12 protein-coding genes and 3 pseudogenes are annotated in these 13,336 nt (G+C 64.8%); 6 read left to right on the top strand and 9 right to left on the bottom strand.

All coding sequences use genetic code 11. The features are described 5' to 3' along the window. Positions 1-273: 273 nt before the first annotated feature. On the top strand, positions 274-591 hold the full coding sequence (locus V7Q39_RS05645) for an H-NS histone family protein (protein WP_333815590.1): 318 nt from the start codon (positions 274-276) through the stop codon (positions 589-591). Between the two features lie 23 nt (positions 592-614). Here V7Q39_RS05645 and V7Q39_RS05640 read toward each other — a convergent pair whose 3' ends face one another. The 5 genes and pseudogenes from V7Q39_RS05640 to V7Q39_RS05620 form a co-directional block, all read right to left on the bottom strand. Then, the gene (locus V7Q39_RS05640) at positions 615-1,667 is read right to left on the bottom strand and encodes a hypothetical protein (RefSeq protein WP_333815589.1); all 1,053 of its coding nucleotides are present in this window, start codon (positions 1,665-1,667) and stop codon (positions 615-617) included. A gap of 184 nt (positions 1,668-1,851) precedes the next feature. Continuing rightward, complete coding sequence (locus V7Q39_RS05635; protein WP_333815588.1) at positions 1,852-2,016, bottom strand: hypothetical protein; 165 nt, start codon at positions 2,014-2,016, stop codon at positions 1,852-1,854. A 387-nt stretch (positions 2,017-2,403) separates the two neighbouring features. Continuing rightward, positions 2,404-2,876 (bottom strand): annotated as a pseudogene (locus tag V7Q39_RS05630) (hypothetical protein). A gap of 100 nt (positions 2,877-2,976) precedes the next feature. Beyond that, a complete protein-coding gene (locus tag V7Q39_RS05625; RefSeq protein WP_333815587.1) occupies positions 2,977-5,148 on the bottom strand; it encodes a ParB/RepB/Spo0J family partition protein in 2,172 nt (723 codons plus the stop codon). Between the two features lie 116 nt (positions 5,149-5,264). Further along, positions 5,265-5,945 carry a hypothetical protein gene (locus V7Q39_RS05620; protein ID WP_333815586.1) on the bottom strand — a complete coding sequence of 227 codons (681 nt, stop codon included), beginning with the start codon at positions 5,943-5,945 and terminating at the stop codon, positions 5,265-5,267. A 485-nt stretch (positions 5,946-6,430) separates the two neighbouring features. Here V7Q39_RS05620 and V7Q39_RS05615 point away from each other — a divergent pair, with 485 nt between their 5' ends. Then, the gene (locus V7Q39_RS05615; protein WP_333815585.1) at positions 6,431-7,723 is read left to right on the top strand and encodes an AAA family ATPase; all 1,293 of its coding nucleotides are present in this window, start codon (positions 6,431-6,433) and stop codon (positions 7,721-7,723) included. Between the two features lie 11 nt (positions 7,724-7,734). Then, positions 7,735-8,847 carry a ParB/RepB/Spo0J family partition protein gene (locus V7Q39_RS05610; protein WP_333815584.1) on the top strand — a complete coding sequence of 371 codons (1,113 nt, stop codon included), beginning with the start codon at positions 7,735-7,737 and terminating at the stop codon, positions 8,845-8,847. 74 nt (positions 8,848-8,921) lie between these two features. On the opposite strand, the gene V7Q39_RS05605 is transcribed toward V7Q39_RS05610, so the two are convergent. The 3 genes from V7Q39_RS05605 to V7Q39_RS05595 are packed head-to-tail and all read right to left on the bottom strand — an operon-like array spanning position 8,922 to position 10,581. Further along, on the bottom strand, positions 8,922-9,965 hold the full coding sequence (locus V7Q39_RS05605) for a tyrosine-type recombinase/integrase (protein WP_333815583.1): 1,044 nt from the start codon (positions 9,963-9,965) through the stop codon (positions 8,922-8,924). Continuing rightward, entirely contained in the window at positions 9,962-10,327 is a 366-nt protein-coding gene (locus tag V7Q39_RS05600; RefSeq protein WP_333815582.1) for a type II toxin-antitoxin system RelE/ParE family toxin, read from the bottom strand. The genes V7Q39_RS05605 and V7Q39_RS05600 overlap by 4 nt, the downstream gene beginning before the upstream one ends. Beyond that, the gene (locus V7Q39_RS05595) at positions 10,324-10,581 is read right to left on the bottom strand and encodes a ribbon-helix-helix domain-containing protein (protein ID WP_333815581.1); all 258 of its coding nucleotides are present in this window, start codon (positions 10,579-10,581) and stop codon (positions 10,324-10,326) included. The genes V7Q39_RS05600 and V7Q39_RS05595 overlap by 4 nt, the downstream gene beginning before the upstream one ends. A gap of 196 nt (positions 10,582-10,777) precedes the next feature. Between V7Q39_RS05595 and V7Q39_RS05590 the strand changes: the two genes are divergently transcribed. After that, the gene (locus V7Q39_RS05590; protein WP_333815580.1) at positions 10,778-11,809 is read left to right on the top strand and encodes a hypothetical protein; all 1,032 of its coding nucleotides are present in this window, start codon (positions 10,778-10,780) and stop codon (positions 11,807-11,809) included. A gap of 133 nt (positions 11,810-11,942) precedes the next feature. On the opposite strand, the gene V7Q39_RS05585 is transcribed toward V7Q39_RS05590, so the two are convergent. Beyond that, positions 11,943-12,662 carry a substrate-binding domain-containing protein gene (locus tag V7Q39_RS05585; RefSeq protein ID WP_333815579.1) on the bottom strand — a complete coding sequence of 240 codons (720 nt, stop codon included), beginning with the start codon at positions 12,660-12,662 and terminating at the stop codon, positions 11,943-11,945. A gap of 83 nt (positions 12,663-12,745) precedes the next feature. Between V7Q39_RS05585 and V7Q39_RS05580 the strand changes: the two are divergent. Together V7Q39_RS05580 and V7Q39_RS05575 are read left to right on the top strand one after the other, a co-directional pair. Continuing rightward, positions 12,746-13,145, top strand: a pseudogene (locus tag V7Q39_RS05580) (IS5 family transposase); the annotation flags it as partial. A 20-nt stretch (positions 13,146-13,165) separates the two neighbouring features. After that, positions 13,166-13,306 (top strand): annotated as a pseudogene (locus V7Q39_RS05575) (IS6 family transposase); the annotation flags it as partial. Positions 13,307-13,336: the final 30 nt, after the last annotated feature.

Below are 13,336 nucleotides of genomic sequence, written 5' to 3'. Positions count from 1 at the left end.
GCCCGGACTGACGCGGGGTTGCGCGCCAGAGGCCGAACAGGCTTAGGGGATTGTCCGTCGAAGGGATGGCACACGGGGTGGGAGCCACCTGGGGCCTTTGCAGAACCCATCCTTCCTTGCCAAAGCAACGGGGTTGATGGCCTTATTCAGAATCGACCAATCGGCCCAACCCGACCTCATCTACCCTGCCCTATCGGTGTGCGGTGCACGAGAGTTGCGATATCGCGACCGGACGGCTATTCCGGATGGATCATTCAGGACACGAGGAACCAAATGGCTGATTTCAAACTCGAGGCGATGTCGCTCAAGGAACTGCGGCAACTTGAAAGGGATGTCGCCAAGGCGATTTCCGGTTACGAGGACCGTCAAAAGGCCGATGCTCGCGCCAAACTGGATGCGATGGCCAAAGAGATGGGCTTCTCACTTTCCGATCTGATGGGAATGGGTAGGAAGAATACCCGCTCTCCGTCGGTTGCAAAATACCGTCACCCTGAGAATGCGGCGCTCACCTGGTCTGGCCGTGGGCGCAAACCGCAGTGGTTTTCCGCTCATGTAAATTCCGGCAAAGACCCGAACGACCTGGCGATCTGACAGCACCGCCAGGAAGTGCTGGGTCAATCCTGCCCTGATGCCTCAGCACTAGGAAACTCGAACCTTGTCGCCTCAGCCGTCGGACCCATGACCCGTGTCGGCAGATTTGGTGCGGGGGCATGACCTCGGTGATGCCCCTTCACAAGGACGACTTTTCCGCTGCGATAGTGTCGCTCATGCTCGGCAACCCAATGGCGCACGGGTCCATTGCGCGCGTCCTGTGATTGGCGTTCGAATTCAAGTCGAGCGGTCCTTTCGGCCATATGCGCTGCTGCCTGAGGGCCGATCCGGATCGTCAGATGTGATTTCTGGGCGCCAAGAATCCACGACTTGCCAAACTTCCGGGCAGTCTTGGTGTCCTTGGGGGAGAAGGTCTCGGTCTCCGTAGGGATGATCCCACTCAGATCTGGTGAGACCAGCATGGCAAAGAGTGCCAAAGGTATGAACAGGTCATACCCGGTTTCAACTTGATGCAGATAGCGCAAGTCGTTGATCACTTGGCGCGTTGCGCCGTTCTTCATTCGGAACTCGACCATGGAGGGACTAAGCTCGACTTTGACATCGTCGTAGTTCAGCTCTCCTGCTGGCGTACGCTTCACAAGCAAAGCGCAGATCGGGTCGATGACGTGGGTCCCCTCGCGCTTATGGAACATCGTGATGCGGAGATGGCGTTCGTCGCGGTCATCAAGCAGGTAGCCGCGCAGGCCGGTGCCGGACGGCTTGTCGTCGTATGTGGTCACAGGTGAAGCGCGCTCAAATCGAGCGACACCTAATTCGCGATCGTCGAATTCCACCCAAACGACGGAAGCGGGGAGCTTCACTTCACCAAGGATCGCCATGGCCGGCAGTCCGGTTTCGGCTGCCTCTTTGGCGACAGCATCGTGAAGCGTGTCGGCGTAGGCGGCCGACAAATGATCGAGCAGATACACTTTCGCCTGCTGCAACGCGTCGAGCGCGTACATACGAAACTGTCGTAAATCCTCGGAGGGCGTGAAGTGCCAGACCAAATCGTCCTTGGGCGTCGTCTTGCCCGCGAGCGACAATCCATACAATGCAATCAATGCTTTATAGAGCATTCTATCGGACCCCGCGCCGTCTTGATCAGCTTCCGAGAAACACCTGCGACGATCAAAAGATTTTAAAGGAAGCCCCGCAGAACACCTGTCGGTTCTTCCGACCTGTCGACCGGAAAGGGTGACCGGCAATAGGCCCGGATTGGACCCCTGCCCCGACGCCGAGCCCTCGGCAATACCGTGGGCATCATGCCCACGGGTCGACCTCAGCGATCACCGGAACCTCGTCGCCATCGATTTCATCGGCGGGGACGGCGCCGAAGGTTCCATCCCCTGCCTGGAAGACGACGATCGAGACCATGAGCGTGGCGGCGAGGGAGGCGGCGAAGGCGTGAGCATCTTTGCGGGACATCTGTTTGGCTCCTGTCTTGGAGGCGGGGGACCATCCCCCGCGCGACAGGACCCCGCAGGCCCGAAGACTGGCTGACATCACCGGGTGCGTTCGGCTTGCCCGAATCCACCCGGCGGCACGGGCTCGCCCGTAGTCCGACCCCTCGCGGGTTGATCTCGAGGACAGGATTCGGGGCAAGGAAGGGAATGGCGAGCGGGGGATGGTACCCCAACGTCAGGAGCCGGTTGTCCCGCCGATGCCTGGAACGCCGCCATCCTCCCGGGCAGGCTCTTGGTTGAAGACCTGCGTCTTTGGGGATGGATCCTGTGGCGCCCCGGGCATCGCGGGACGAGGGTGTGGTCGGTGAGAGGCCCGCCCTTCGGCAGGCCCCTCACGCATTGTCAGGGCTCAGGCGGCCAGGTCCGCGCCCCCTGCACTTTCGCCGTCCTTGGCAGCGACGATCTCAAGCCGCGCGTTGCGATAGCCCTCCCGCGCGATCCAGAGCTCCGCCGCGGTAATCGACTCCGCCAGATGCAGCAGCTCGGTGTTGCCACCGAAGTCGAGGAGCACGCGGACCTGCCCCGGCTGCGGTTCCTCCGCCACCTCGAAGATCAACCGGCTGTCCGCCGAATGGCTGCGCATGATCGTGACAGGATCACCCCGTCCGAGGAGAAGTTCCCTTCATGCAGCGTGAAGGAGGCCGGAGCGGTCCAGGTCGGATAGGCCCGCGGCGGTTCCTTCTTCACGAGACGGCCAATGCCGTTCGAACGCTCCCAGGCCGCAAGCTTCTTGGTGAACCGAGCCGGCGGCTTGGGACTGCCGTCGGTGTAACGGATCAGCGCCCCGAGTGGGGCTGTGTCGATGATGGTTGTTGCAGACATGATTCCTCATCCCGCTTGCGAGGCGTTGCATTCATCATATTGATATTTCTGTGCTTTTATTAGAATGAGGGCGGGTTTCCCCGCCCCTGGATGGCTCAGATCACTCCGCTGCCATCATCGATGCAGCGGTCTCCGGCAGATCGGCCGTCAGGAAGGCTGGGAGATCGACATCCTCGGGCTGGCCCGCGTCCTCCCCCTGCCCTTCTGCAGTCTCCTCGCCGTCGAGTGCGACCAGATCAGCCCGGCGCAGGACCTCGGGCAACCAGCGGCTCCCCTTGAGGAGCCGCTCGGCCTCGGCGGCCATCTCGCCCTTCTTCAGATGATCGAGAAGCTGCGCAGTCCCCTCCCCCTTCGCCTCGCGCACGGCCTCGAGGATCCGGGCCTTGGGCACGCGGTTGAGATAGCCATCGACCGTCGGCTCCCAGCCCGCTTCGACCATGTCGAGATCCACCGCCCGCGCCACGAGATCGGCATGCGCCATGCGGCGGGTCAGGCCGCTGGCGGAGATGCCCGCCCCATAGGGGTTCACTTTCTCATGGAGCGCGTTGATCCCGAAGCTGAGGCAATGCGCCAGAAGCGCGAGACGGCTGCTCTGGTCGAGAACTGTCAGATAGTCCCAGAGCGCAGCATCATCGCCGAGAGGCAGATCGGCCTCCCAGGCTGCGTGACGTTCATCGACCAGTTTGGCCACGACGCTGTCTTTCAGATCGGGCGCCTGCGCCGACATGTAGAAATGGCGGACCGAGGCTTCGAGGCAGCTGCCCGAGGCCGAGGAGGTGCGGAAGGTGTCCGTCACCAGCTTCAGGAGCAGGATCGTCAGCGCGACATCCGGCGACCGCCCGATGGCCTCGCGCAACGCCAAGGTCCGGTGAGCGGTCAGTTCCATGACCAGCCGTTCGGGCAGCGGCTTCTGAGCGCCGTCATCTTCCTCCTCGGACAGATCCGCGCCGATCGGCTGCCCACCCGAGGTGATGACGGTGCCTGCGGCGGAGGCTGCAGAGGGCGTCCAGCCAGAACCCCCGACATCACCCCCCTGCCCCATGGCATCCGCACCAGCACCCTCCTGGACCGCGGTCTCCTCGCGCGGCTCGTCCTCGGGCCGTATATAGCCGCGATAGACGGCGAGGCTGCCGTCCCGATCCAGCGTAACGAAGACGCCCGCGCACGCAACCTCGGCCGGGTCGTAGATCAGCGGCCGCTGTTCGAGCGCCTCCATCGCGATCTCGAGCTGACCGAGCCGGGCATCGATCTCCTCGGGGTACTCGTCCTCGCCAGAGTATTCCTCTTCAAGCGCCCGATACTCGGCCAGCAGTGCCGTGTGAGACGCGCTTTCCTCGTCGGTCATCGGCGTTGGATCACCGGCCAGTCGCCGAAGCCCGTGGCTGTAGCCATAGGGCAGATCCGTCGCCGCCTCGATCCACTTCCAGCCCTCTGAAGCCAGCGCTTCGGCTTCCGCCTGAAGCTTCTGGGTGACCAGCCGATCGATGAGGGCAGGGTCCTCCAGCCAGCCGCCCTCATCGCCTTGAAAGAGGTCGCGCAGAACGATACCGCCCGCCGCCTCATAGGCATCGACGCCGACGAAGACCGCGCGACGATCCGAGGCCCGGACCGAGGTTTCCGTCAGCATGCGCCGGATGGCGTAAGGCTCCTTGTTCCATGAGTTCTTCACCGCATCCCAGGCCTGGACCTGACGCGCATGATCCCGGCTCAACGTGAAGGCCATCAGCTGTTCAAGCGTCATGCCATCTTCGGCATAGACCTCCAGCAGGGCAGGGGCCACGGCGGCGAGTTTCAGGCGCTGCTTGACGATCTGTGGCGTCACGAAGAAGGCGGCCGCGATCGCCTCCTCGCTCTGACCCTTCTCGCGCAGGGCCGCGAACGCACGGAACTGGTCGAGCGGATGCAAGGCGACGCGCTGCATATTCTCGGCCAGCGAGTCGTCCTCGGCCAGAATGTCGGACGCGGCATCCCGCACGATGCAGGGGATCGGCGCCGTCTTCGCGAGCCGCTTCTGCTTCACCAAAAGCGACAGCGCCTGGAAGCGGCGGCCACCGGCCGGGATCTCGAACGTTCCGGTCTCGTCTCCATCGGCATGAAGCACAGGCCGGACGTTCAGGCTCTGCAGGAGTCCGCGCCGGGCGATGTCCTCGGCCAGTTCCTCGACCGAGACGCCGGCCTTGATGCGCCGCACGTTGGACTGGCTCAGCACAAGCTTGTTGAAGGGGATGTCCCGCGAGGGGGACAGGATGATGCTCTGGGTAAGTTTCGCCATCAGATCTTCTCCACGACGGGCGTCGGAAGCCACTCTCCCGATCTCACTTCCCGTCACCCCTCAAACCGCCAACCTTTCCCTCTCTGATCGGCTGATTGACCGTCGCGGCTCGGCCCCTATGCTTCGATTCGGACCTCACGCACGCTCGGATCAAATTGGTGCAGCGCCGCCAGCAATTTCTCGCGCAGGTTCGTGCTGACGTAGGTCGCGTGAAACCTCGTTGGGGCGGCCAGCGTCAGGCACTGCGCATCGCGGCCCGCCTCGGTCAGCGCATGCAGCCAAGCGCCGTACGTGGCCGCATCTTGGGCGCAAAGCCAGCGTTGCGCCGCCGACCACAGCGAGCCATCCGCCACCGGTGCCGCAACCGCGCGCAGTGGCACCACGTTGGACGACCCCTGCCCAACCGCTTCCTGCGGCTCCAGCCGCGCGATGAAATCCTCGCCGATCAGCGGCCAAGCCGGGCGCGTGTCCTTCAGCATCCGGTTCAGGTCCATCCCGTAGACACTGACCCGTCCCCGTGCACCCTGCCGCTTCAGCACCAGCCAGCCCTGTGCCCGCAGCCGCGCCATCTCGCGCTTGACCGTGCGGTCGTCTACCGACCAGAGCCGCGCGATCTCACCCTGCCCCATCGTCATCTCGTCGCGCTGCCAATTGTAGCGGGTGGTGATCAGCGCCATGATCCGCAGGACCTGCCGTTGGACGTGCTTGTCCTGGGACAGCGCGAAGGCCATTAAGGCCGACAGGATGTCATATTTCCGCGATGCGGCCTCGCGCCCGACGGGCCGGGGAAGCAGCATGTCTCTCTCCTGTCCTCCGCCGGGCCGGTGGAGTGGCCCAGACTGCCTCGATCTCTGTGGCCCTTCCTTGGGCTCTTTCCCGGCGGGGCGCCTCAACTCAACGCTCTTTACCGAATGATCGCCATTTGCGTCCATGTTTCCGATTCTGTCAAGAGCCGAGGGCGACAGCCACCTCCTTGATCCAAAATCCATTTCGAAGAAATCGGGTATCAATGGTATTAGGGGACGTCTTAGCTGTCACCCAATCGAACAGAAATGTCCCCCAATATGCTGTAGAACGCTTGGTCGTGTCCCCCAAATACCAGCTTCTCTGCCGGGTGCCTGTTCGTTCCCGCTCCCCACCCGATTCGCGCCTATCCCCCTGCCTGCAGGCCAGAATCTTCCCCGCGGGGAAGGTTTGTCTGATGATAACTTCGCTTTTGCATTCCTGGCAAATTCGGCGTATTTCGAAAATCAGCAAGGATTTACGTTTGAACGAGGCGCATATGTACACGCATGAAGATCTCGCCCGGCTGCAGGCCCAGTCACTCAAGATGCAAAGCTGGATCCGCCAGCAGACCTTCAGCCCGGAGAACCAGAAGACCCTCCGCCGCTTTTCCTCGTGGGAGGTGGCCGAGCTGATCTTCCAGATCAACCAGTCCACCTTCCGCGGCCGTCTTGCCGCCGAGCCGGACCTTCCCGGCGGGGAAGTCGAACCGGATGGCCGCCAGCGCTGGTTCTCGCTCGACGAGATCAACGAACTGCGCCGCAAGATGAAGATCAACCGCAAGACCCTGATGCCCCCCCGCCCCGCCGGGAAGCGGGCCTTCCGGGCGGCGGTCGCCAACTTTAAGGGCGGGGCCGGTAAATCAACCGTGGCCCTTCACTTCGCCCATGCCGCCGCGCTGGACGGCTACCGCGTCCTCCTTGTCGACTTCGACCCGCAGGCCACCCTGTCGCACTCAATGGGCCTCAACGACGTGGCCGAAGACTACACCGTCTGGGGCATCATGGCCCGCGACCTGATCCGCGAGACGGACCGGATGAACGCCGCCACCACCGGCGCGGCCTCTGGCACCGCCCTGCCCCGCCGCACTATCCCGGCCAGCATCCGCGACTTGGGTCTAGGTGAACTGCGGCACGGCGACTTCATCAAGCCCACCGCCTGGTCTACCATCGACATCGTCCCCTCCTGCGCCAACGCCGCATTTGTCGAATTCGCCTCCGCCCAGTACCGCCACCTCAACCCCGAATGGTCCTTCTTCGCCGCCGTCAGCCGTTACCTCGACGGCCTCGGCGACGACGACTATGACCTAGTGATCTTCGACTGCCCGCCCGCCATTGGCTACCAGTCGATGAACGCGGTCTTCGCGGCCGACATGCTGTATATCCCCTCTGGCCCCGGCTACTGGGAATACGACAGCACCACCAGCTTCATCGGTCAGTTGTCCGAGGCGCTTGCCGACCTCTCCGGCTTTGGCCCGACCTTCCCCGCGGGGAAGGTTTCGCTGCCGAAGGCCTTTGCCGACGTCCGCTTTCTGATGACCCGGTACGAACCCGGCAACGACCTGCATCGCGCGATGTTCGAAGCCTTCCGCAAGGTTTTCGGCCCACATGTCGCCGAACACCCGATCGAGATGACGCGCGCCGTCGAGCAATCTGGCCGCTTCCTCTCCTCGGTGTACGAGATCGACTACCGCGAGATGACGCGCGAGACCTGGCGCCGTGCCCGTGCCAGCTTCGACCGCGCCTATGAGGAATTCAGGGCCAGCGTGCTGGCCGCCTGGGACAAGATCTGAAGGGGGCCGCGATGACCAAAAAGCGCCGGATGTTCGACATCGACCTGCCCGCGGATGGCGGGACCGGGGCAGAAACCTTCCCCGCGGGGAAGGTTTCTGATCCGCCCACCCGGCGCGGCCCGATGGCGGCGGCCATCTCGGAAACCGTCGATGCCACCCGCGAACGGCAAGAGATCGAGGCGCAGATCCGCGCCGAGAACGACACCCTGGCGTTTGAACACGTCCGCCTGAAACGGCTGGGCCTGGTGGTCGAACTGGTGCCGCTGGACCGGATCGACATGACCAAGCTGGTCCGCGACCGCAAGAAGAGGCCCGACTTCGAACTGGCCGACCTCAAGGCCTCGATTGCCGAACTTGGCCTGTCGAACCCGATCCGGCTTGAAGCCGGCGACAACGGCCGGTTCGAACTGATCCAGGGCTTCCGCCGCCTGTCGGCCTACCGCGAGCTGCTGGACGACACCGGCGACACCGACCGTTTCGGCGCGATTCCCGCCGCTGTCAGCCCCCAGGGCGAGGATTTGGAATCGCTTTACCGCAAGATGGTGGACGAAAACCTGGTGCGGAAGGACATCTCCTTTGCCGAGATGGCGATGCTGGCACTGGACTATGCCAGCGATCCGGGCACCGCGACAAACGACCCCGACAAGGCGGTGGCGGTGCTGTTCAAATCGGCGGGCTACCAAAAGCGCAGCTACATCCGCACCTTCATGACGGTGGTCGACCGCCTGGGGTCTGACCTGCTGTATCCGCAGGACATTCCGCGCGCGCTTGGCCTTGCCCTGGCGCGGCGGCTGGAGGAGGTGGACACCCTGGTGCCCATGGTCCGCGCCGAGCTGAAGGGATGGGACAACAGGTCTGTCGCCGACGAACTGGGGGTGCTTCGGCGCCTTGCAGGCGCGGGGGCCGAGGGGGACGAGATCGCCCCGTCCCCCACGCCGGCGCCAAAAGCGCAGGCGCCCGCCAAGGCCAAGACCAGCTTTCAGTTCGACCGCAAGGATGGCCGGGGCCGCTGTGTCGCTGCGGTTGGCAAGCTGGAAATCCAGCTGAACCGCGACTTCACCACCATCGACCGGCGGCGGCTGGAACAGGCGGTCCGGCTGATGCTGGACCAGCTGGACGGATAGGGCAGGGGTGAAAACCTTCCCCGCGGGGAAGGTTTTGCGCGGTACGGACAGGGTGCAGCCTGCGACGTGAACCTTCAATCGCCCAGCAGATCCGCCGCCGGGTTCTCGCTGATCTCTACATCGCCATAGTATTTCTGGGCCTGCACCGCCGACCGGTGCAGGCTCAATTTCATCGCCGCGGCCAGAGGCGCGCCGTCCAGCGCGGCCTGGGTCAGAAAGCCCGCGCGCAGGCCGTGCGGCGTGGCAAACCCCTCGGGCAGACCTGCCAACTGCAGCCTGTAGCGGAGGATTGTCCGCAGCGCATCCGACGCGAGACGCCGGGGCAGGGGCCGGTCGGCCTTGCTCACTGGGCGGAACAGCGGGCCGTCCTTCAGTCCTGTGACGTCCAGCCAATGGACGACGGCCCGCGCGCCACGTCCTTTCAAGGGCAGTTTCGGGGCGTGGTCCCGCTTCGTCGTCTTGGTCTCCAGAAGCCGAATCCAGAGGAGGCCCTTGGTCTTGAAGTCGTCTCGGCCAATATCCTCGACATTCAGCCCCGAAACCTCCGACCGGCGCCGTCCGCCACTGGCGAAGGCAAGCATCAGCATCGCGCGGTCCCGGATGCCGCGATGGCTGTCGTCGCAGGTGGCGAGCAGGGCCTCGAGGATGTCGCGGGTAACCGGCTTCGGCGACTTAGGGGTGCGCGGTTTGGCATTGGCTCGGCGGGCTTTCTGTCGAGCCTGCTGAACGAGCGGGGTTGAGAACGGCGAGGTCAGGTTGCGCATCCGGTGGAAGGCCTGCCACGAGGCGATCCGGCGGTCGAGCGTGGCCGGGGCGGGACAGGTCAGCGCGATGCGTAGGCCGATCGCGATCAGTTCCAGAGCGACGTCCTGTGCCGGGCCGGGCCTTTCCGTCAAGTCCTGGGCATGGTCGAGGATGAAGCGCAGCGCCACTTTCTCCTCTTCCGGCCAGGCCAGCGGCCGACCGAAGGCGGCCATCTTCCAGGCGGAAATGTAGGCCAGGTCCCGTTCCCAGGCGCGCAGCGTGTTGGGCGGCGTTCCCCGCCGGTAAAGCTCGGTCAGGGCAGCTTCGTCTGCATCCGAGAGCTGGGCGTAGGAGGGCAGGGCGAGGGTGGTCATCCTGCGCCTTTCTGCAAGAGGCGGACCAGCATGTGGCGCTGGTGATCCTGCCCGCCGAAGAAAAGGGCCAGCACCCGGATCTCGCGCCTGTCGGAATCCGGGATGAACCAATAGATCGCGCTGTCGAGCGCGAGATGGCGCAAGCCCGGCAGCAGGTCGTCCCGCGCCGTGCCCCGGAAGGGGGCGGCCGCGAGCCGCTCGGCCGACGTGATGATCGCCTCAATCCGGGCCTCGGCGTGCTGGCGCGCCTCTGCGGGGCTTTCGCCGAAGCCCCGGTAGGCCTCGGTCAGATGCGCTTCGATCAGGGCGAGGTCCGCGACGGCGTCTACGGCGAAGACAACGGTCCAGACCGGAGCGGTCATTCCGACGTCGTGCTGCGTCGGGCGGCAAGGCGCTGGCGCAGATCATCGCCGGTCACGAATGGGCCTGCAGACCGTTCGGACAGCAGAGTGCGTAAGGCGGCGCGGTCGGCCTGGGCGTCGGCGTCCTGCTGGCGCAGGAGGTCGAGCCCCTGCTGCACTACCGCGCTGACCGAGGGGAAACGACCGCCTTCGACCATGGCCTTGGCAAAGGCGTGCTGGTCGTCGCGGAGCGAGATGGAACTCTTGATGGTCATGAGGGCCTCCTTCGCAATAGTATGACCTGGTAGTACCGATATGGCAAGATGGATACCTTTACTGCGCAGATTGCGTGGCCAGTCTGGCCGGATTCCGGTCTGATCTCAATAGTCATGATAAGGCATACTTATCGTGAGTAATGAGTGCGGCGCACTTTCTCTTCGGTAGAGCGCAAAATCATGTAATAATGCGAGTATGATAAACAGAAACCCAGTCACCACTGGAGATGGTCCTGACCTTGTCGGCCCCTATGACCGCGTCGAAGCCGAAGAGCCGTGGTTTCTTCCCGACGAGACCGACGAGGACAGTTCACCGCTGCCGAAAGCGCCCGAAGCGGGTCTGGTTCCAACCGCCGACTGGCGCGAGGCCGAAGCCGGACTGGCGGCAGAACTGGCGGACTGTGCCTTTGATGCGGGGCGCCTGGCTGAAAGGCTGCGACGGGCGGGGCAGGGGGCGGTGCAGCGGCTGGCGCTGGAAGAGGCCGCGGCGGTCAGCTGGTGGACCGGCGACCGGATCGGGGCTGACCGGCTGGCGCTCTGGCTCTCCTGGCGGATCGGCGCGGCAGAGAAAGGGGGCGAGGCGCTGGTCCGCACCGCCTGGGCCGCCCGGCGGCTAGCGGCGCCCCCGTCAGCCGGGGTCGGGGCGACGGTGGCCGATCTTCTGGGCGAGGCGGGGCGCGGCGATGCGGGCTTTGCCGGTGACGTCGCCGCGGCACTGGCCGGGGTGGCGGATCTGTCGCCACTGGTCCGGGGTTGCGCGGGATTCCATCTGTGGCGCAGCCTCGACGAGCGGCCCGAACACCTGCGCGGGCTGGAGGCGGCGGTGCTGGGCGCGCGGCTGGCGGGGCAGGGGAGGAGGCTGGCCTTCTTGCCGCTGGCCCTGACAGGCTTCGGCGCGTTGACCGCCTCGGGCCCGCCCGAACGGCGGCTTGCGGCCTGGATGCAGGGGGCGCATCGCGCCGTGCTGGCCGCGCTGATGACGCTGGAGCGGGTTGAGGTTTGGCGGCAGCTGGCCACGGCCGAGACTGATGATCTGCAGGGCCGCACGCCCGCCCGGCTGGTCGCGGCGCTGGCGGCCCACCCGTTGCTGGGCGCAGCGGAAGCCGAGGCGGAAACCGACGCCAGCCGCGCGGCTGTGCTGCGCAACCTCGACCTGCTCCAGCAGCGCGGATTGATCCGTGAGGTCACAGGGCAGGGACGGTTCAGGGTCTGGGCGGCGAAGGTGTGAGACGGGAAGGGGGCAGGGGCTTTGCAGTGACTGTGTTGAAAGGCGCTGACTGAGGTTTAGCCCCGTTCCAGCGCCACGGCGATGCCTTGGCCCACGCCGATGCATATGGCCGAAAGGCTGCACCGCCCCCCGGTCAGCGCCAGTTGCAGGGCCGCCGTCCTGGTGATGGTAGAGAGCGCCCGTTTCTCAGCAGGGCTGGCACATCGCCCTGCTGAAGCCGGCGCAGGACGAGCCCACAGGAGGGGAAGGCGGTCAGCCCGCGGTTCCGGCTTCGATGAAGGCAGTCAGCAAGTCCTGCACTGGCGCGCGCATCGGCTCGTTCCGGCGGTGGAAGGCGATGATAGAGACCTCGGGCATGTCCCTGATCGGACGCGAGACCAGCCCCCGCATCCCGTAATCGCGCGCCGTCATCGCATCGACGATCCCGACGCCACCGCAGGCCCGCACCATGCTGCAGACATTGGCGCAGAAGGGCACGGCGCAGGGGTTCGTAGCTCAGCCCCTGTGCGACGAAGGCGGTGCGGATCGTGCTGCCCATCGGCGACCAGTCGGCATTGTAGCAGACCAGCGGATGCGCGGCGATCATCGCGCAGGTCAGCACCGCGGCCTGCGCCAGCGGATGATCCTCCGGCACGATGGCGACCAGCGGAATCCGCCCCACCGCATGGGCCTGGAATTCCGCCTTGGGCGGCAGCGCCATCTGCAGGCCGATGTCGGCGTCCCCGTTGCGCAGGTCGTCCTCGGGGGAATGGACCCGCAGGACGATGCGCTTCTGCCAGTTCTGGTATCCGGCGCGGATCAGGATCGGACCGATGAAGCTTTTCACCAGCGCCGGCGTGGCCGAGATCGCCACCGGCTTTTCCGCCAGATCGGGCTTTGTTGCACAAATCCTCTGATGGGATTCATCCTGCGAATCCAGGGTTGTAGGTGTACGGCATGAGCAGACCGACACCCCCTACCTACAAGACCATGAACTGGCCGGCCTACAATGAAGCGCTGAAGCGCCGTGGCTCGCTGACGATCTGGTTCGATCCGGCCATGACATGGGAAGGCGCGCCCACCGGCAGGCGGGGCCGTCAGCAGACTTACAGTGACGCCGCCATCCAAACGTGCCTGTCCATGAAGGTGTTGTTCGGCATGGCGTTACGGCAGACGACGGGGTTTGTTGAAAGCCTGCTGCGCCTGGTGGGTCTCGACTGGGGCGGTGCCCGACTTCAGCACGCTATCGCGTCGCCAGAAGACCCTGGCGGTGAACATCCCGTATCGTGGCTCGGATGGGCCGTTGCACCTGCTGATCGATAGCACCGGGATCAAGGTCGAGGGCGAAGGCGAGTGGCCTGGGTAGGAGGACTGGACGTGATCTCGTTCAAAGGTGCTCAGTTCCCCAAGGATGTGATCCTCTTCGCGGCCTTCTTCTACGTCCGCTTTACCGTGTCGTATCGCGACTTGGGGGAAATCCTGGCCGAACGCGGCGGGCAGGTGGACCATGCGACGATCAAAAGCTAAGCCACCACCCAGCAACAAAAA

This window comes from Tabrizicola sp., assembly GCF_036781545.1.
Classification (GTDB): Bacteria; Pseudomonadota; Alphaproteobacteria; order Rhodobacterales; family Rhodobacteraceae; genus Tabrizicola.
This window is presented reverse-complemented; position numbering and strand designations above follow the sequence as displayed.

Excerpts from the sequence above, each read along its gene's own strand:
- V7Q39_RS05645 (WP_333815590.1), top strand. The coding sequence starts at position 274 with ATGGCTGATTTCAAACTCGAGGCGATGTCGCTCAAGGAACTGCGGCAA.
- V7Q39_RS05640 (WP_333815589.1), bottom strand. The coding sequence starts at position 1,667 with ATGCTCTATAAAGCATTGATTGCATTGTATGGATTGTCGCTCGCGGGC.
- V7Q39_RS05635 (WP_333815588.1), bottom strand. The coding sequence starts at position 2,016 with ATGTCCCGCAAAGATGCTCACGCCTTCGCCGCCTCCCTCGCCGCCACG.
- V7Q39_RS05625 (WP_333815587.1), bottom strand. The coding sequence starts at position 5,148 with ATGGCGAAACTTACCCAGAGCATCATCCTGTCCCCCTCGCGGGACATC.
- V7Q39_RS05620 (WP_333815586.1), bottom strand. The coding sequence starts at position 5,945 with ATGCTGCTTCCCCGGCCCGTCGGGCGCGAGGCCGCATCGCGGAAATAT.
- V7Q39_RS05615 (WP_333815585.1), top strand. The coding sequence starts at position 6,431 with ATGTACACGCATGAAGATCTCGCCCGGCTGCAGGCCCAGTCACTCAAG.
- V7Q39_RS05610 (WP_333815584.1), top strand. The coding sequence starts at position 7,735 with ATGACCAAAAAGCGCCGGATGTTCGACATCGACCTGCCCGCGGATGGC.
- V7Q39_RS05605 (WP_333815583.1), bottom strand. The coding sequence starts at position 9,965 with ATGACCACCCTCGCCCTGCCCTCCTACGCCCAGCTCTCGGATGCAGAC.
- V7Q39_RS05600 (WP_333815582.1), bottom strand. The coding sequence starts at position 10,327 with ATGACCGCTCCGGTCTGGACCGTTGTCTTCGCCGTAGACGCCGTCGCG.
- V7Q39_RS05595 (WP_333815581.1), bottom strand. The coding sequence starts at position 10,581 with ATGACCATCAAGAGTTCCATCTCGCTCCGCGACGACCAGCACGCCTTT.
- V7Q39_RS05590 (WP_333815580.1), top strand. The coding sequence starts at position 10,778 with ATGATAAACAGAAACCCAGTCACCACTGGAGATGGTCCTGACCTTGTC.